General features: G+C 73.0%; 14 protein-coding genes and 1 rRNA gene. 11 read left to right on the top strand and 4 right to left on the bottom strand.

Features of this window, described 5'->3' with window-relative positions:
• Positions 1-194 precede the first annotated feature (194 nt).
• Both rrf and ABEB03_RS15940 read left to right on the top strand, forming a co-directional pair.
• Positions 195-311, top strand: a 5S ribosomal RNA gene (gene rrf / locus ABEB03_RS15945).
• A 1,387-nt stretch (positions 312-1,698) separates the two neighbouring features.
• On the top strand, positions 1,699-2,595 hold the full coding sequence (locus tag ABEB03_RS15940) for a hypothetical protein (protein ID WP_345648349.1): 897 nt from the start codon (positions 1,699-1,701) through the stop codon (positions 2,593-2,595).
• Positions 2,596-2,698: 103 nt separating this feature from the next.
• Here ABEB03_RS15940 and ABEB03_RS15935 read toward each other — a convergent pair whose 3' ends face one another.
• A complete protein-coding gene (locus ABEB03_RS15935; protein ID WP_345648277.1) occupies positions 2,699-3,991 on the bottom strand; it encodes a DUF1015 domain-containing protein in 1,293 nt (430 codons plus the stop codon).
• A gap of 72 nt (positions 3,992-4,063) precedes the next feature.
• Between ABEB03_RS15935 and ABEB03_RS15930 the strand changes: the two genes are divergently transcribed.
• The 4 genes from ABEB03_RS15930 to ABEB03_RS15915 all read left to right on the top strand — a co-directional run bounded on the left by ABEB03_RS15930 (position 4,064) and on the right by ABEB03_RS15915 (position 8,237).
• Entirely contained in the window at positions 4,064-5,131 is a 1,068-nt protein-coding gene (locus ABEB03_RS15930) for an HAD hydrolase-like protein (RefSeq protein WP_345648274.1), read from the top strand.
• Positions 5,132-5,200: 69 nt separating this feature from the next.
• On the top strand, positions 5,201-6,244 hold the full coding sequence (locus ABEB03_RS15925) for a FecCD family ABC transporter permease (RefSeq protein ID WP_345648271.1): 1,044 nt from the start codon (positions 5,201-5,203) through the stop codon (positions 6,242-6,244).
• A 92-nt stretch (positions 6,245-6,336) separates the two neighbouring features.
• Positions 6,337-7,374: a FecCD family ABC transporter permease gene (locus tag ABEB03_RS15920; RefSeq protein ID WP_345648346.1), complete on the top strand. Its 1,038-nt coding sequence runs from the start codon at positions 6,337-6,339 to the stop codon at positions 7,372-7,374.
• A complete protein-coding gene (locus ABEB03_RS15915; RefSeq protein WP_345648268.1) occupies positions 7,371-8,237 on the top strand; it encodes an ABC transporter ATP-binding protein in 867 nt (288 codons plus the stop codon). The genes ABEB03_RS15920 and ABEB03_RS15915 overlap by 4 nt, the downstream gene beginning before the upstream one ends.
• A gap of 133 nt (positions 8,238-8,370) precedes the next feature.
• Here ABEB03_RS15915 and ABEB03_RS15910 read toward each other — a convergent pair whose 3' ends face one another.
• A complete protein-coding gene (locus ABEB03_RS15910) occupies positions 8,371-8,718 on the bottom strand; it encodes an SCP2 sterol-binding domain-containing protein (RefSeq protein ID WP_345648265.1) in 348 nt (115 codons plus the stop codon).
• A 42-nt stretch (positions 8,719-8,760) separates the two neighbouring features.
• On the opposite strand from ABEB03_RS15910, the gene ABEB03_RS15905 reads away from it, so the two are divergent.
• From ABEB03_RS15905 to ABEB03_RS15885, 5 genes are all read left to right on the top strand, one after another.
• Positions 8,761-9,150, top strand: a complete 390-nt coding sequence (locus ABEB03_RS15905) for a hypothetical protein (RefSeq protein ID WP_345648262.1) — start codon at positions 8,761-8,763, stop codon at positions 9,148-9,150.
• Positions 9,151-9,157: 7 nt separating this feature from the next.
• Complete coding sequence (locus ABEB03_RS15900) at positions 9,158-9,973, top strand: TlyA family RNA methyltransferase (protein WP_345648258.1); 816 nt, start codon at positions 9,158-9,160, stop codon at positions 9,971-9,973.
• Complete coding sequence (locus ABEB03_RS15895; RefSeq protein ID WP_028805222.1) at positions 9,970-10,875, top strand: NAD kinase; 906 nt, start codon at positions 9,970-9,972, stop codon at positions 10,873-10,875. Before ABEB03_RS15900 ends, ABEB03_RS15895 begins: the two co-directional genes overlap by 4 nt.
• 179 nt (positions 10,876-11,054) lie before the next feature.
• A complete protein-coding gene (gene recN, locus ABEB03_RS15890; protein WP_345648253.1) occupies positions 11,055-12,785 on the top strand; it encodes a DNA repair protein RecN in 1,731 nt (576 codons plus the stop codon).
• Positions 12,786-13,260: 475 nt separating this feature from the next.
• The gene (locus tag ABEB03_RS15885) at positions 13,261-14,397 is read left to right on the top strand and encodes a glycosyltransferase family 4 protein (protein ID WP_345648250.1); all 1,137 of its coding nucleotides are present in this window, start codon (positions 13,261-13,263) and stop codon (positions 14,395-14,397) included.
• A 20-nt stretch (positions 14,398-14,417) separates the two neighbouring features.
• Here the strand turns inward: ABEB03_RS15885 and ABEB03_RS15880 are convergent, their stop codons facing one another.
• Positions 14,418-16,046, bottom strand: a complete 1,629-nt coding sequence (locus ABEB03_RS15880) for a PucR family transcriptional regulator (RefSeq protein ID WP_345648247.1) — start codon at positions 16,044-16,046, stop codon at positions 14,418-14,420.
• Positions 16,047-16,175: 129 nt separating this feature from the next.
• A complete protein-coding gene (locus ABEB03_RS15875) occupies positions 16,176-17,564 on the bottom strand; it encodes an FAD-binding oxidoreductase (protein ID WP_345648242.1) in 1,389 nt (462 codons plus the stop codon).
• Positions 17,565-17,650 lie beyond the last annotated feature (86 nt).

Below are 17,650 nucleotides of genomic sequence, written 5' to 3'. Positions count from 1 at the left end.
ATCTGGAAGCGCCGTAAGGCGTGGAGGTGACTGGTACTAATAGGCCGAGGGCTTGTCCTCAGTTGCTCGCGTCCACTGTGTTGTTCCCAGACAACGAACGGTTGTGCTGGCTGAACAGTTCCACTTGATCAATTGAAAAGTGTGCTAGTTCGCTGCCCGTTCGAGACCCTGTTTTTCAGGGTGTCTGAAAGGGTTTCGGTGGTCATAGCGTGAGGGAAACGCCCGGTTACATTCCGAACCCGGAAGCTAAGCCTTACAGCGCCGATGGTACTGCAGGGGGGACCCTGTGGGAGAGTAGGACGCCGCCGAACAAATTTTGGAGGACCTCTGGTCCCAGCGACTCGCTGGGACCAGAGGTCCTTTTTTGTTTTTCCGAAGCGCGCCGGGTACCCGACTGCGCGAGAATGACTTGCGGTACCGAAGACAGGAGTCACCATGTCCCCCAACTCTCCCGACGAGCGTCCGGAGCGCGATCAGCGCCGCCGGGACAGTGGTGACCGCGGCGGCTACCGTGGCGGCCCGCGCCGCGACAACGACCGTGGCGGCTACGGCCGGCGCGACGACCGACGTGATGACCGCCGAGGCGACGACCGTGGTGGCTTCCGCCGCGACGACAGCCGTGACAGCGGTGGTTTCCGAGCCCGCGACGACCGGCGTGACGACCGTCGCGACGGCGACCGTGGCGGACGACCGCCGTTCCGTCGTGACGACCGGTCCGGTGGGCCTCGTCGCGACGACCGTGACCGTGGTTTCCGCAGGGACGGGGACCGTCCGGCGTACCGCCGTGACGACCGGCCCGGTGGCCCGCGCCGCGACGACGACCGCGGTGGCTACGGCCGCCGTGACGACCGTCGTGACAGCGGCGACCGTGGCGACCGCGGTGGTTTCCGCCGTGACGACAGCCGTGGTGGCGACTTCCGTCGTGACGACCGACGTGACGAGCGCCCTGCCTACCGCCGCGACGACCGCAGGGACGACCGGCGTGACGACCGCCGCGGCGACGACCGCGGTGGCTTCCGCCGCGACGACCGTCGTGACAGTGGGGACCGTGGCGACCGCGGTGGTTTCCGTCGTGACGACCGTGACCGTGGTTTCCGCAGGGACGGGGACCGTCCGGCGTACCGCCGTGACGACCGGCCCGGTGGCCCGCGCCGCGACGACGACCGCGGTGGCTACGGCCGCCGTGACGACCGTCGTGACAGCGGCGAGCGTGGCGACCGCGGTGGCTTCCGCCGTGACGACAGCCGTGGTGGCGACTTCCGTCGTGACGACCGGCGTGACGAGCGTCCGGCCTACCGTCGCGACGACCGTCGTGACAGCGGCGACCGTGGCGACCGCGGTGGCTTCCGTCGCGACGACAGCCGTGGTGGCGACTTCCGTCGTGACGACCGACGTGACGAGCGCCCTGCCTACCGCCGCGACGACCGCAGGGACGACCGGCGTGACGACCGCCGCGGCGACGACCGCGGTGGCTTCCGTCGCGACGACCGCGGCCGTGACGACCGTGGACGCGGTGGCCCGCGTCGTGACGACCGGAGCGGACGCCCCGGCGGCTTCCGCGGTCGCGACGACCGCCGGGGCGGCGACGACCGGCGCGGCGGTGGCGGCCGCTACCGCGAGGAGCGGGACCGCGACCGCGAGCCGATCAAGCGGCTCCCGATCCCTGACGACGTCACGGGCCACGAGATCGACAAGGACGTGCAGCAGGAGCTCCAGAGCCTGCCGAAGGGCCTCGCCGAGGACGTCTCGCGCAACCTGGTGATGGTCGCCCGGCTCATCGACGAGGACCCCGAGGGCGCTTACGCCTACTCGAGGATCGCGCTGCGGCTGGCCTCGCGCGTCGCCGCCGTTCGTGAGGCGGCCGGCTTCGCCGCGTACGCCAACCAGAAGTTCAGCGAGGCGCTCGCCGAGTTCCGCGCCGCGCGCCGGATGACCGGCAGCGTGGAGCTGTGGCCCGTCATGGCGGACTGCGAGCGCGGCCTCGGACGGCCCGAGAAGGCGCTGGACATGGCCGGTGCCCCCGAGGTGCAGAAGCTGGACAAGGCCGGTCAGGTCGAGATGCGTCTGGTGGCCGCCGGTGCGCGCCGCGACATGGACCAGCTGGACGCCGCGATCGTGACCCTCCAGAGCCCGGAGCTGGCCTCGAACTCCGTGCAGCCGTGGACGGCGCGCCTGCGTTACGCGTACGCCGACGCGCTCCTCGCCGCCGGCCGCGAGGACCAGGCCCGTGAGTGGTTCGCGAAGGCCGTCGAGTCCGACAAGGACGGCAGCACCGATGCCTCCGACCGGCTCGCCGAGCTCGACGGTGTCGAGTTCGTCGACGTGCTCGTCGACGACGAGGACGAGGACGGGGCCAAGACGGTCGCCACGCAGCCGGAGGCCGAGGCCGAGGAGACGGCCGGGACCGCTGCCGAAGCGGACGCCGACCTCGACGCCGACTTCGAGGACGAGGACCAGCTCGACGAGGACGAGGACGAGGACGACGAGGCCGACGACGAGGCCGAGTCCGCCCCCGACGCGCAGCCCGAGGCCGGCGGCGACGCGGCGGACCGCGACGCTGCGGACTCCGACGGCGGCGAGGCTCCGCGCGGCTGACACCCTGCCCCGCCCCGCGACAGCGGGGCGGAAGGCGCACGACATGCACGGGCGGCGGGACTCCGGAAGGAGCCCCGCCGCCCGTCGGCGTTTCCGCGTGGGTTCAGCGGGCCAGCGCCCGCAGTACCAGCCCCGAGGCCGGCTTCGGCCCGAACGACGTCGACTTGCGGGGCATCTTGACCCCCTGGCGCGCGAGGTCGCGTACGACCTCCTCGCGGACCGGATGCATCAGGACCGCTGTCCCGCCGTCGCGTTCCGCCTTCTCGACCGTGGCGGTCGTGTCGTGGATGTACGCGATATGCGCGGGCGAGTCCTCGGGGATGGCCCAGATGTGGTCGAGGAGCGTGGCGTGCAGGACGGTCGCGTCGAGGGTGCGCCACGCCTCGGGGCGGTCGGCCGGGATCGTCCGGGCGAGGAGGGCCTGGTCCGGGCGGTCGAGCAGGTGGAAGGCGCCGTCGCCCGCCAGGAGGAAGGCGTTCCCGTCGGCGGCGGCCACCGCCAGGGCCTTCAGCGCCTCGGGGAGGGGCGCGTCGAGGCGGCGTACGCGGAAGGAGTCCCCGAGCGCGGCCAGGGCGTCGGGCACGGGCAGCTGGTGCAGCAGGCGGTGGATGGCGCGGACGCGCAGCGGATAGCGCGCCGTGTCCACCAGCAGTACGAGGCCGAAGTCCCACGGGCTGGGCGAGGGGTGCTCGGCGCGTAGCCGCAGGTAGGTGGCCCAGCGGTGGTGGCCGTCGGCGATGAGCGCCTGGTGGTGGCCGAGATCTGTCTGGATCTCGGCCAGTTCGGCAGGGTCGGTGACCGCCCACAGGCGGTGGCCGATGCCGTCCTCGGTGACGGTCGCGAGGAGCGGCGGGAGTTCGGCCGTCCGCTCGATGACCGCGGCCGTGCCCACGCGGGAACCGTTGCCCCGGTAGGTCAGGAGCAGCGGTTCGAGGTTGGCGGAGGTGGCGCGCATCAGGGCCGCGCGGTCCGCGACGACATGCGGCATGACGTCCTCGTGCGGGAGGACGACCCCCTCCGAAGGCTCCGAGAGGCGCAGGGCGCCGATGACGCCGCGTTGCAGATGGTCGCCGTCGCGTTGTTCGTAGACGTACAGGCCCGGCTCGGAGTCGGTCGTCAGTACGCCCTCGGACAGCCAGCGGCTCAGGGTGTCGGCCGCCTGCCGGTTGCGGGCTTCGGGGGTCACGTCCTGGGGGAGGATCAGCCGGACGATGTTGTGGGGGTCGGCGGACTCGAGTTCGATCAGCCCGTCGGGCCGCACGATGACGTCGTACGGCGGGGACGTCACGGCGGCCAGGCTGCCGACCCGGTCGGGGTCGTAGCGCAGGCCCCGGAACGGGGTCAGTTCGAGGCCGCTGCGCGCCGGTGTTTCCTCCGCGGGACCTGCATAGTTCATTGGGGCATCGTAAGTGCGTCGGTGGCATGAGCGATGATCGGGGGAAAGTGGTCGAACGAGGAGCGATACGCAATGAGCCAGACCGTCCGGACCCGGCCCAAGGGCAGTGACCAGGCATTGAGCGAGGCGTACGACACCGCTCTGCTCGATTTGGACGGAGTGGTCTATGCGGGTGGTAGCGCGATCGCGTACGCCGTGGAATCGCTCGGTACGGCCCGCTCCGGCGGCATGCATCTCGCGTACGTCACGAACAACGCGCTCAGGACACCGGACGCGGTGGCCGCGCATCTGACCGAGCTCGGGACGCAGACCGACGCCGCCGACGTGATCACTTCGGCGCAGGCCGTGGCACGGCTCATCAGCGAGCAGGTGCCCGCCGGTGCGCGCGTGCTGGTCATCGGCGGCGACGGCCTGCGGGTCGCGCTGCGCGAACGCGGGCTGGAGCCGGTGGAATCCGCCGACGACGACCCGGCGGCGGTCGTCCAGGGATACGGCGGGCCGGACCTGCCCTGGGGCCGCTTCGCGGAGGCGTGCTACGCCATCGCGCGCGGTGTGCCGTGGTTCGCGTCCAACACCGACCTCACGATCCCGAGCGCACGCGGCATCGCCCCCGGCAACGGCGCGGCGGTCGAGGTCGTCCGTATCGCCACCGGTGCCGAGCCGCAGGTGGCGGGCAAGCCGCTGCCCCCGATGCACCGCGAGACGATCCTGCGGACCGGGGCGAAGCGCCCGCTGGTGGTCGGGGACCGGCTGGACACGGACATCGAGGGCGCGTTCAACGGCGAGGTGGACTCGCTGCTCGTGCTGACCGGCGTGACGGACGGCGCACAGCTCCTCGCGGCGCCGCCGCAGCACCGGCCGACGTACGTGGACGCGGATCTGCGCGGTCTGCTCACCGGCCAGCCCGAGGTCGTCGAGGCGGGCGAGGGCTTCCGCTGCGGCGGCTGGACGGCGACGGCCCGCCGTTCGAGCGGCTCCTCGGGGCAGGCCCGGCCGGGCGACGCGGGGAGGCTGGAACTGGAGGGCGACGGCGAGGCCATCGACGGGCTGCGGGCGCTGTGCGCCGCGGCGTGGACGGCGGCCGGCGAGGGCACCTGCGCACTGGACGGTGGGAAGGCGCTGGCCAGACTGGGGCTCTGAGCAGGCGTTGTCCCGGCGGGTGCTGACGGGGGATCGAGACGCAATGCGAGGGTAGGCTAACCTAACCTCGTGTTGGTCGACAGTCCTCCCGAACAGCGCGCGGAGTCCGCCTCCGCGCCCCCAACCCGCCGGGCGATACGTGCCTTTGGGCTCCTCGCCTCCGCCGGGATCCTGGTGCTCGTCGCCCTGGCGAGCATCGCGGTCGGTGCGAAAGCGCTGCCGCTGGACCAGGTCTGGCACGGCCTGTTCCACGACTCGGGGACGTACGCCGACGTCGTGGTGCGTGACCGGGTGTCCCGTACCGTGCTCGGCCTGCTCGTCGGTGCCGCGCTGGGGCTGTCGGGTGCCGTCCTCCAGGCGCTCACCCGCAATCCCCTGGCGGACCCCGGACTGCTGGGCATCAACGCGGGCGCGTCCGCCGCGGTCGTCACCGCGATCACGTACTTCGGGGTCACGAGCCTGAGCGGCTACGTCTGGTTCGCCTTCTTCGGCGCGGCGGCCGTCGGAGCGTTGGTCTGGTTCCTCGGCGGCAGCCGCGGCGCGACCCCGGTGCGGCTCGCGCTCGCGGGCACGGCCATCAGCGCCGCGCTCTACGGCTATCTCCAGGCCGTGATGATCACGGATGACGCGGCGCTGGGCAAGATGCGCTTCTGGACGGTCGGATCGCTCGCCTCGGCCACCGACTCGACCATCGAGCAGGTGCTGCCGTTCCTGGTGGTCGGCACGGTCGCCGCGCTGGCCCTGGCCCGGCCGCTGAACGCGGTCGCGATGGGGGACGACACGGCCCGCGCGCTCGGCGCCAACCTCAACCGGACCCGCGCCCTGTCCATGGCCGCCGCCACCGTGTTGTGCGGCGCCGCGACCGCCGCGTGCGGGCCGATCGTGTTCGTCGGGCTCATGGTCCCGCACGTCGTACGGTCCTTCACCGGCCCCGACCTGCGCTGGATCCTGCCGTACGCCACCGTCCTGTCGCCCGTGCTGCTGCTCGGCGCCGATGTCGTCGGACGGCTGGTCGCCCGGCCGGCGGAGCTCCAGGTCGGCATCGTCACCGCCGTCCTGGGCGGCCCGGTCTTCATCTTTCTCGTACGGCGACGGAGGACGGCACAGCTGTGAAGAACACCGGCGACCAGGCCTCCGTCCAGAACATCGCGCACGACGCCGGCACTCCGGCCTTCGCGGAGAAGAGAAGCGACCCGGCCCCGGGCATCCGGGGTGTCCGCGCGGTCCGCGCACGCGGCGGCCTCTCCGTCCGGTTCGACGTCCGGGCGTTCACCGTCGTCGTCCTGCTGCTGGTGGCCGCACTCGCTGCGAGCGTGGTGCTGATCGGCACCGGCGACTTCCCGATCCCGGCCGCGGACGTGCTCAAGACGCTGTTCGGCGACGGAGACCCCGGCCAGGAGTTCATCGTCAACGACCTGCGCCTGCCGCGCGTCCTCGTCGGCCTGCTCGTCGGGGCCTCCCTCGGCCTCGGCGGAGCGCTCTTCCAGTCCATCTCCCGCAACCCGCTGGGCAGCCCGGACGTGCTCGGCCTCGGCCAGGGCTCGACGGCCGGCGCCCTGATCATGATCGTGCTCTTCTCGGGGAGCGCGGACCAGGTCGCGCTCGGGGCGCTCGTCGGCGGACTCGTCACCGGCCTCGCCATCTACCTGCTCGCCTGGAGGCGGGGCGTGCACGGCTACCGGCTGGTCCTGGTCGGCATCGGCGTCTCCGCGATCGTCACCGCCGTCAACGGCTATCTGCTGACCAAGGCTGACATCGTCGACGCGGCCCGCGCCGTCGTCTGGATGACGGGTTCCCTCAACGGCCGTGACTGGGAGCAGGTGTGGCCCCTGCTCGTCCTGTGCGCGGTCCTCGTCCCGCTCGTCCTGGCCAACGCCCGCGGGCTGCGCATGATGGAGATGGGCGACGACGTCTCGAACGCGCTCGGAGTGCGCGTCGAGCGGACACGGCTGCTGCTCATGCTCGCCGCCGTACTGCTCACCGCGGGCGCCACCGCCGCCGCCGGCCCCGTCGGCTTCGTGGCACTCACCGCGCCGCAGCTCGCCCGGCGGCTGACCCGCTCGCCCGGACCCAACCTGGTGCCGTCCATGTGCATGGGCGCGACGCTGCTGATCGTCGCGGACTGGGCCTCGCAGCGGGCCTTCGGCGCGGACCAGCTGCCCGTCGGCGTGGTCACCGGCGTACTCGGCGGCGTGTACCTGCTGTGGCTTCTGGTCACCGAGCGCAAGGCGGGACGCATATGAGCATCAGCGGACCGGACATGAACAACCGGAGGAGCACTGTGAACCGCCTGTCCGCCGACGAGGTCACCCTCGGATACGACCAGCGCGTCATCGCGGAGAAGCTGTCGGTGGAGATCCCCGACAACTCCTTCACCGTCATCGTCGGCCCGAACGCCTGCGGGAAGTCGACGCTCCTGCGCGCCCTGTCGCGGATGCTGAAGCCCACCCGCGGCCGGGTGCTCCTCGACGGCCAGGTGATCCAGTCGATGCCCGCCAAGAAGGTGGCCCGCACGCTCGGACTGCTGCCGCAGTCGTCGATCGCCCCCGACGGGATCACGGTCGGCGACCTGGTCGGCCGGGGCCGCTACCCGCACCAGGGACTGCTGCGGCAGTGGTCGGCGGAGGACGAGCGGGTGGTCCAGGAGTCCATGGCGTCGACCGGTGTCGCCGAACTCGCGGACCGCTACGTCGATGAACTCTCCGGCGGCCAGCGGCAGCGGGTGTGGATCGCGATGGCGCTCGCCCAGCAGACCCCCCTGCTGCTCCTGGACGAGCCGACGACCTACCTCGACATCCAGCACCAGATCGACGTGCTCGACCTGTGCGCGCAGCTCCACGAGGAGCAGGGCCGCACCCTCGTCGCGGTCCTGCACGACCTCAATCACGCGGCCCGGTACGCCACCCACCTCATCGCCCTGCGCGGCGGCGAGGTCATCGCCGAGGGCGCGCCGAACGACATCGTGACGGCCGAGCTGGTCGAGCAGGTCTTTGGTCTGCGCTGCCAGGTCATCGACGACCCGGAGACGGGGACGCCGCTGGTGGTGCCGGCTGCCCGCAGGGCGCGACGGGCGACAGTGGCCGCCGCGGCCGCCGAAGGGGCCTGAGAGAAGGCTCCGGGGCCCGCACGGGCCCCGGGAGCGACAACGGGCCGGGACGGGATCCGACGGATGCAGGTCCCGACGGGCCGCGACGGCGGGACAACGGCGGGACAACGGCTGGAGAAGGGCTGGAGAAGGGCTAGAGAAGGGACCGGAGCCGGAACAGGTCCCGCAGGCCGGCCTCCAGCCGTACCCGGCCCGAACCCCAGGCCTTCGCGAAGTTCAGCTCGCCGTTCACCATCGACACCAGGTCGTCGCCGCTCATCGTGAGCCGTATCTGGGCTCGCTCGCGCGGCGTGCCGGGCAGCGCGTCGAGGACCTCGATCCGGCCGTCCTTGAGGCGGCCCACGAAGGTGATGTCGAGGTCGGTGATACGGCAGCTGAGCGAGCGGTTCAGGGCCGCCGCGCTGCGTACGTCCCCCTCGGCGCCCGCCAGGTTGTCAGAGAGCTTGTCGAGTGCGGTGCGGCACTCCTCAATCGTCGCCATCGCGATCGACGTTACCGCAGCGCTTCGCGGTAGCGTCGGGGCATGAGCGAGTCAGTTCCCGAGGCCGGGGTCCCGGCGCAGCCGCCGGCCGTGGAGCCCGCGCCGCAGGTGACGGCGCCCGAGAGCGGGCCGTCCGGCGTGCACTCCCGGACGGCCGGACCCGAGGGCGAGGAGGCGCGGGACACCGTCCCCGACGTCGAACCCGCGTACGATCCCGCCGCCCCGGCCCCACTGGACGTCCCCCGCACCCCGACCGGCAACGCGGACGTGGACGCCCAGCTGGACCGGCTGACCGACGCCGACCACCTCGCCACGGACGGACACGTCGAGGTGTACGAGGATGTACACCGGGGGCTGCGCGACGCGCTCACCGCGCTCGACGCCCGCCCGGGACCTCCGGCGCCCCCGACGACGTATGGCACTAGGAGCTGAACCGAACGTGGCAGGAGTGGCACGCCGCCGCCTCGACGCCGAGCTGGTCCGCCGGAAGCTCGCACGCTCGCGCGAGCACGCCAGCCAGCTGATCGCCGCGGGAAGGGTCACCGTCGGCAAGACACTCGCGACCAAGCCCGCCACTCAGGTGGAGACCGCGGCCGCGATCGTGGTCACCCAGGACGACAGCGACCCCGACTACGTCTCGCGCGGCGGGCACAAGCTCGCCGGCGCCCTGGAGGCGTTCGTACCGCAGGGGCTGAAGGTCGCAGGACGGCGGGCGCTGGACGCCGGCGCGTCCACCGGAGGCTTCACCGACGTCCTGCTGCGCGCGGGCGCCGCCCACGTCGTCGCCGTCGACGTGGGATACGGACAACTCGCCTGGTCTCTGCAGAGCGATGAACGCGTCACCGTCAAGGACCGTACGAACGTACGCGAGTTGACGTTGGAGGCGATCGATGGGGAGCCCGTGGACCTTGTTGTCGGGGATCTGTCCTTCATCCCGCTCGGACTGGTGCTGCCCGCCCTGGTGCGGTGCGCGGCGCCGGACGCCGACCTGGTGATGATGGTCAAGCCGCAGTTCGAGGTGGGGAAGGAACGGCTGGGGAGCGGCGGTGTCGTCCGCAGCCCCGAACTGCGCGCCGAGGCCGTGCGCGCGGTGGCCGGACGAGCCCGGGAGCTGGGGCTCGGAGTGGAGGGTGTGACCGCCAGCCCACTGCCCGGACCCTCGGGCAATGTCGAGTACTTTCTGTGGCTGCGTGCCGGGGCACCCGAACTCGACCCGGCCGACGTTGACCGTGCAGTGGCGGAGGGGCCGCGTTGACACAGACCCGAGCTCGTACTGTTTTCCTGCTGGCCCACACGGGGCGGCCGGCGGCCATCCGCAGCGCCGAGCTGGTCGTCCAGGGGCTGCTGCGCTCCGGGATCGGCGTACGGGTCCTGGAGGCGGAGGCGGCCGACCTGCCGCTGCCCGGCGAGGTGGAACTGATCGGGGAGGCGACGCCGCAGTGCCTCGACGGCTGCGAGCTGCTCATCGTCCTCGGGGGTGACGGCACCCTGCTGCGCGGCGCGGAGTTCGCCCGAGCCTCCGGGGTGCCCATGCTCGGGGTCAACCTCGGCCGCGTCGGCTTCCTCGCGGAGGCCGAGCGGGACGACCTCGACAAGGTCGTCGACCGTGTCGTCACCAAGGCGTACGAGGTCGAGGAGCGCATGACCGTCGACGTCGTCGTGCACCGCAACGGCGACATCGTGCACACGGACTGGGCGCTCAACGAGGCCGCCGTGCAGAAGGTGTCCGCCGAGAAGCTCCTCGAGGTCGTCCTGGAGATCGACGGGCGGCCCGTGACCGGCTTCGGCTGCGACGGCATCGTCTGCGCGACCCCGACGGGCTCCACCGCCTACGCCTTCTCCGCGGGCGGGCCCGTCGTGTGGCCGGAGGTGGAGGCGCTGCTCATGGTGCCCATCAGCGCGCACGCGCTGTTCGCCAAGCCCCTCGTCACCTCGCCGGACTCCGTGCTGGCCGTGGAGGTGCTGCCGCACGTCCCGCCGGGTGTCCTGTGGTGCGACGGCCGGCGGACCGTGGAGCTGCCGCCCGGAGCCCGAGTGGAGGTGCGGCGGGGCGCCGTGCCGGTACGGCTCGCGCGGCTGCACCACGCGTCCTTCACCGACCGGCTCGTGGCGAAGTTCGCGCTGCCGGTCTCGGGGTGGCGGGGAGCCCCTCACTAGACGCACGCAGGGGCCTGCCACACGCGTGCGGCGGGCCCTTCGTCCGTGTGACGGACCGCTCGCAAACCCACTCCCGCGGGTGACAAGGGCGTCTTTGCGGTCCCTTGTCACCTGCGTCTTCGCTCCGGCGGGGCGGGGCCCGTCGCACACACGGGCTCCGACCTCGTAAGGTCGTGTCCGTGTTGGAGGAGATGCGGATACGGTCGCTCGGAGTCATCGACGACGCCGTCGTCGAGCTGTCGCCCGGCTTCACCGCCGTGACCGGTGAGACCGGTGCGGGCAAGACGATGGTGGTCACCAGCCTCGGGCTGCTGCTGGGCGGGCGCGCGGACCCGGCCCTCGTACGGATCGGCGCGAAGAACGCGGTCGTGGAGGGGCGGATCGCCGTACCCGCCGGCGGGACCGCCCTCGTACGGGCCGAGGAGGCCGGTGCGGAGCTCGACGACGGAGCCCTGCTCATCAGCCGTACCGTTTCCGCGGAGGGCCGTTCACGGGCGCACCTCGGCGGACGCTCGGTGCCGGTGGGCGTCCTCGCGGAGCTCGCCGACGAGCTCGTCGCCGTGCACGGCCAGACCGACCAGCAGGGGCTGCTCAAACTGTCCCGGCAGCGGCAGGCGCTCGACCGGTACGCGGGGGACGCCGTCGCGGTGCCGCTCGCCAAGTACGCGGGCGCCTACCGGCGGCTGCGGGCCGTCTCGGTGGAACTGGAAGAGATCACCACGCGAGCGCGCGAGCGGGCCCAGGAGGCCGACATGCTCCGCTTCGGACTCGACGAGATCGCGGCCGTCGAGCCGCGGGCCGGCGAGGACGTCGAGCTGGCCGCCGAGGCCGAGCGGCTCGGCCACGCGGAGGCGCTCGCCTCGGCCGCCACCGCCGCGCACGCCGCGCTGGCGGGCAATCCCGAGGACCCCGAGGGAATCGACGCCACCACGCTCGTCGCGGGCGCCCACCGGGCGCTGGAGGCCGTGCGGTCCCACGACTCCGCCCTCGCCGCCCTCTCCGGGCGCATCGGCGAGATCGGGATCCTGCTCGGCGACGTCGCGGGCGAGCTGGCCGGATACGCCGACGACCTCGACGCCGACCCGCTGCGGCTCGCCGCGGTCGAGGAGCGCCGTGCCGCGCTCACCCAGCTGACCCGGAAGTACGGCGAGGACATCGCCGCCGTGCTCGCCTGGGCCGAACAGGGCGCCGCGCGCCTCACCGAACTCGACGGCGACGACGAGCGGATCGACGAACTGACCGCCGAACGGGACGCGTTGCGCACCGAACTGGGCGGACTCGCACAGGCCTTGACCGACGCGCGCACGGAGGCGGCCGCTCGTTTCGCCGCCGCCGTCACCGCCGAACTGGCCTCGCTCGCCATGCCGCACGCGCGCGTGTCCTTCGACATCCGGCAGACGGACGACCCGGACGGAGTCGAGCTCGGCGGGCGCACCGTCGCGTACGGGCCCGCGGGCGTCGACGAGGTCGAGCTGCTGCTCGCCCCCCACCCCGGTGCGCCCCCGAGGCCCATCGCCAAGGGCGCGTCGGGCGGTGAACTCTCGCGCGTGATGCTCGCCGTCGAGGTGGTCTTCGCGGGCACGGACCCGGTCCCGACCTATCTGTTCGACGAGGTCGACGCCGGCGTCGGCGGCAAGGCCGCAGTGGAGATCGGACGCCGGCTCGCCAAGCTCGCCAGGACCGCCCAGGTCGTGGTCGTGACGCACCTGCCGCAGGTCGCGGCGTTCGCCGACCGGCAGCTGCTCGTCGAGAAGACCAACGACGGGTCGGTCACCCGGTCCGGCGTGAAGGTCCTGGAGGGCGAGGAGCGGATCCGTGAACTGTCCCGGATGCTCGCCGGACAGGAGGACTCGGAGACGGCGCGGGCGCACGCCGAGGAACTGCTCGCGACGGCGCGCGCCGACGGCTAGGTGGGTGTCGTCCGGATCGGCCCGCGTCCGCGACGCCCGGCACGGCACCTCGCCGCGTTGCCCGCCGGGCGTACGCCGTCGGGGCCCTCGGCCGCCGTGGGTCTGCCTTCGACGGGGCCGCCCTACCGTGCCGCCGTCGGTTCGGCCGGGCCGTTCGCGGGACTTCGGGCGCGTTGGGGGGTGCGGCGGCGTGAACATGTTGTCGCACGCCTTGCGAAGGGGCCGACGCACCCCCGCCAACCCCTCCCACATGCAGGGGACTTCTCACCCGTGTGAGTGATCGGCCCCGGCGAGTCGCCCCGTCCGCCGCGCCCCGTACCGGCGACGGTCCCGGAACACCCGTACGGCCTGGCATCCTTGGCGGAGTACGCGAAGTCCGCGGAGCACGCGGAGCGCGCTGTGCGGCACACTCCCGCACGAACCTTCTGTACGTTTCTTCGTGACCGTCCGATGCCGAAACAGGAGCCCCGGCCGCGTGACCCACGTGAGCAGCCACCCGCCGCACGGCCAGTCCGCCCTGCGCACCGTGCAGGTGCTCGGCGGCGGGAGCGCGGGCAGCAGCGCGCACGTGCGGTCTCTCGCCGCCGGCCTGGTGGCCCGAGGGGTGCGCGTCACCGTGTGCGCTCCCGCCGAGGCCGACCGGGCGTACGGCTTCACGCACGTGGGCGCGCAGCACGTGCCCGTGCCGCGCAGCAGCGATCCCGCCTCCGTGGCCGCGCTGCGGGCGGCGTGCGCGGACGCCGACCTGGTCCACGCGCACGGACTGCACGCCGGCCTGCGGGCGACGCTGGCCCTCAGCGGACTTCGTGTACCGCTCGTCGTCACCTGGCACACGCGCGCGCACGCCGAGGGAGCCCGGGCCCATCTGCTGAGGCTGCTGGAACGGAGGGTCGCCCGGACCGCCGCCGTGGTGCTGGGCACCTCCTCCGATCTGGTGGACCGGGCGCGCAGGAGGGGCGCGCGCGACGCACGGCTCGCCGCCGTCGCCCTGCCCGCACCCCGCACCCCCGCGCAGCCGCAGGACCCCGACCTCTCGCCGCTCAAGTTGCGCGCCGAACTCGGCGCCACCGAACGCCCGTTGCTCATGGCCGTCGGCTCGCTCGACCGGCACCGAGGGTACGACGTCCTGCTGGACGCGGCACGCTCCTGGCGGCGCCTCGATCCCGTGCCGCTGCTCGTCGTCGCGGGGGAGGGACCGTTGCGGGCGGTGCTCCAGCGGCGGATCGAGGACGAAGAGCTGCCCGCCCGCCTGATCGGACGGCGCGGTGACGTCGCGGACCTCCTCTCGGCCGTCGATCTCGTACTGCTGCCCAGCAGTTGGGAGTCCCGCTCGGTCCTCGCACAGGAGGCCCTGCACGTGGGCGTGCCGCTCGTCGCCACCGCGGTCGGCGGCATCCCCGAACTCGTGGGCGACGCCGCCGAACTCGTCCCGTACGGCGACGCGGACGCCCTCGCCGAGGCAGTGGTGCGCCTGCTCGGCGACCCCGCACACCGGGAACTCCTGAAGGAGCGGGGCGTCCGGCAGGCCGCCGGCTGGCCGACCGAGGACGAGACGGTGGCTCAAGTGCTCAGCGTCTACGACGAGTTGACGCAGACCCAGCCCCTCGTCTGAGTCCTCGCGCCACGGACCGGCTACGGGACGTGGCGGCGGGCCCGCAGCGCCAGGCTCAACGCCATGACCGTCTGCGGGTCGTCCAGGTCCGTGCCGAGCAACTCCCCGATCCTGGCAAGGCGGTTGTAGAGGGTCTGCCGGTTCAGGTGCAGCTCGCGGGCGGTCTCCGCCTTGCGGCCCGCGTGCGCCAAGTAGGTCTCCAGAGTGGGCAGCAGAGGCGGCTTGGATCGGTTGTCGTGGTCGCGCAGCGGGCCGATCGCGCGGTCCACGAAGGCCGCCAGGTCCGGATGGTCGCGCAGCCGCCACAGCAGCAGGTCGATGTCCAGGCGGCGTGCGTCGTACCAGGGGCGGTCCGACAGGCCCTGCGCCGCCGTCGCCGTCTCCGCGGCATGCCGCAGACCGGCCGAGGCGGCGGCCCAGCCGCCCGCGACGCCGACGACCACCACCGGCGGCTGTGCACCGGGCCGTTGCATGCCCGCGCGTTCCACACCGGCCCGCAGTGCCGCGGCGACCCGGTCCGCCACCGTCGGGCGTTCGGACTCCGAGCGCAGGCCGACGAGCAGTGGCACGCGGCCCTCGACGGGGCGCACGCCGAGCAGCAGCGGGACGCCGACCGAGGCCAGCTCCTCGGCGACCGCGCGGGCCAGGACCGCCCAACCACCGCCGGGGGAGGGGCCGTCGGCGAGGCGCATCACCATGGGGAGGAGCGGTCCGGCACCGGGCTTGAAGCCGAGCACCCGGGCCTGCGCGGGCGCGTCCTCGGCCGCGATACGGCCCTCGGCGAGATCGGTGAGGAAGTCGCCGCGCCCGCGCGCCGCGAGCTCCTCCTCCTGGCGGGCCTGCATCAGCACGACGGCCAGGATGCCGGCGGCCCGCTCCGCCGCGATCCGGTGCACCGGGGCGACAGGATTGCCGACCGGCAGCAGCACGAGACGCGCCCGCACCGAGCCCGAGCCGGGGCCGCCCCCGGGCACGTCCACGAGCGTCGTACCGGCGGGCGGCTCCTGCTTGTGCTGGCCGCGCAGGCCCTCCCACACCTGGAGCGGGTCGGCACCGGCGGACTTCGTCCCGGCGGCGTACAGGAGCTGTCCGTCCGCCGTCTCCAGGAAGACCGGGTCGCCGCTGAAGTCCGCCAGGATGTCGAGGACTTGGGGCACACCGCCGCCGCCGAGGAGTGCCTCCGTGCAGCGCCGGTGCACCTCCTCGGCCTGCTGGAGCAGCGCGTAGTGGCCGTTGACGATCTCGGTGTGCACCTCCTCCGTGACCGTCACGAACGGCACTTCGCGGTGCAGCTGGACCAGCGGGAGACCGGCGGCCCGTGCCGTGTCGACGAGCGCGGAGGGCAGCCGGGTGAAGCGTGGTCCCAGCTCCACGACGAGCGCGGCGATACCGCGCTCGGCGAGGGTGCGGACGAAGGCGCGCTGGTCCGCGGGGCGGGTGCCTAGCCCGTATCCCGTCGTCAGGAGCAGTTCGCCGCCCTTGAGCAGCGAGGCGATGTTCGGGACCTCGCCCGCGTGCACCCAGCGCACGGTGCGCTGCAGGCGGTCGGCTCCGGCGAGGATCTCCGGCAGTCCGCTGCGCAGTCCGGGCAGCTCGAGGGCCCGCTGCACGGTGATTCCGGCGCCCTGGGTGTCGTAACGGCTGTCCATACGGCGGACGCTACCCGTCGATGCGTTCCGGGGGCATCTTCCGGGGCTCCGGGAAGCTCCGCGGGACCGTCCCCGGCAGGCACCACGGGTCCGGTCGGAGGATGCCGGGCCCGGCGCCGGCCGCCGCGCTCACTCCGGCACGGGCCTGATGTTGTGGTTGAAACGGAAGACGTTGTCCGGGTCCCACGAGGCCTTCACCGCGGCCAGACGTCTGACGTTCTCGGCGCCCAGACCGGCCACGACCCGGTCCGCGCCCTCGTCGCCGATGAAGTTGAGGTAGACGGCGCCGGTGCTCCAGGGCCGTACGCTCTCCCGCACCTCCCTGACCCAGTCGATGCACCGTTCGTCGTCGGCGGGGTCCTCCCAGACGCCGAAGGGATGCACCACCCAGGGCGCGTCCCGGTACGGCACCGGGTAGTCGGCGGGCCCGGTGGTGATCGCGCCGCCCTGCGGGAACAGCACGTGCTGGGTTCCCGTGGGCACGGGCACCCTCTCGCCGAGGGAGTGGAAGACGTCGAGCATGGGGTCGGGGGCCGCCGCCATGTACTCCGCGGACCAGTAGTTGCGCATGTCGGGAGGGTCGTCGAACATCGTCTGGAACTCCGCGTACGGCATGGCCGTCACGATCTCCGCCTCGTGCGGCAGCGCCAGCAGCGGCTGGGCGACCTTGCGCAGATCCTCCTCGGCGCCCGCGTACGTCACCACGGCGGCGAGCAGCCGCGTGCCCACCAGATGGGCGGGGACGAAGTTCTCCGGGGGGCCGGTCAGGTAGAGGATGCCGCCGCCCGCCTCCTGCGGGCCGGTCGTGATGATCTCGCGGTAGGTGCGCAGCACGTCGGGCCCGTGCTCGGGCAGGAAGATCACCAGGGCGAAGGAGAACTCGGGCAGCTCGTGCAGGTGCAGGGTGAGCGCGGTGGCGACACCGAAATTCCCGCCGCCGCCGTGCAGCGCCCAGAACAGTTCCGGGTTCTCGTCGTGGCTCGCGCGGACGGCCGTACCGTCCGCGGTGACGAGCTCGACGCCGAGCAGATTGTCGATGGCGAGGCCGAACGCCCGGTCCAGCCAGCCGGTGCCGCCGCCCAGCACGAAGCCGCCGACGCCGGTCGTGGAGGCGCGGCCCCCGGTGGTCGCCATGTGGTGGGGCTGGGTGGCGGTGTCCATGTGCCTCATGGTGGCGCCGCCCTGGATGCGTACGCTCGCCGATCCGGGGTGCACCGTGACCTCGTGCATCCGCCGCAGGTCGATCACCAGTGCGGCGTCGCCGAGGGCCATGCCCGCCACGCTGTGCCCGCCGCCGCGGACCGCGACCGCCAGGTCCAGGTCCCGTGCGAAGCGGACCGAGCGGATCACGTCGGCCTCGTTCTCGCACTGGGCGATCACGGCGGGCCGCCGGTCGATCATCGCGTTGAAGACGACCCGGGCTTCGTCGTAGCCCGGATCGTCAGGGGCGAGGACCTCGCCGCTCAGATCCGTACGGAGCGCGTCGAGTGCCGCGCCCGCCTTCGAAAGGGGAGCCATCGCAGCCGCCCCCTTTCCGGCAGGGGACAGGACTGATTCAAGCGTAGGCGGGCACGGCCGATCCCTCTTGTTCGACGGGGTGCGCC

Origin of the sequence: Streptomyces siamensis (genome assembly GCF_039543605.1) — a bacterium.
Classification (GTDB): Bacteria; Actinomycetota; Actinomycetes; order Streptomycetales; family Streptomycetaceae; genus Streptomyces; species Streptomyces siamensis.
This window is presented reverse-complemented; position numbering and strand designations above follow the sequence as displayed.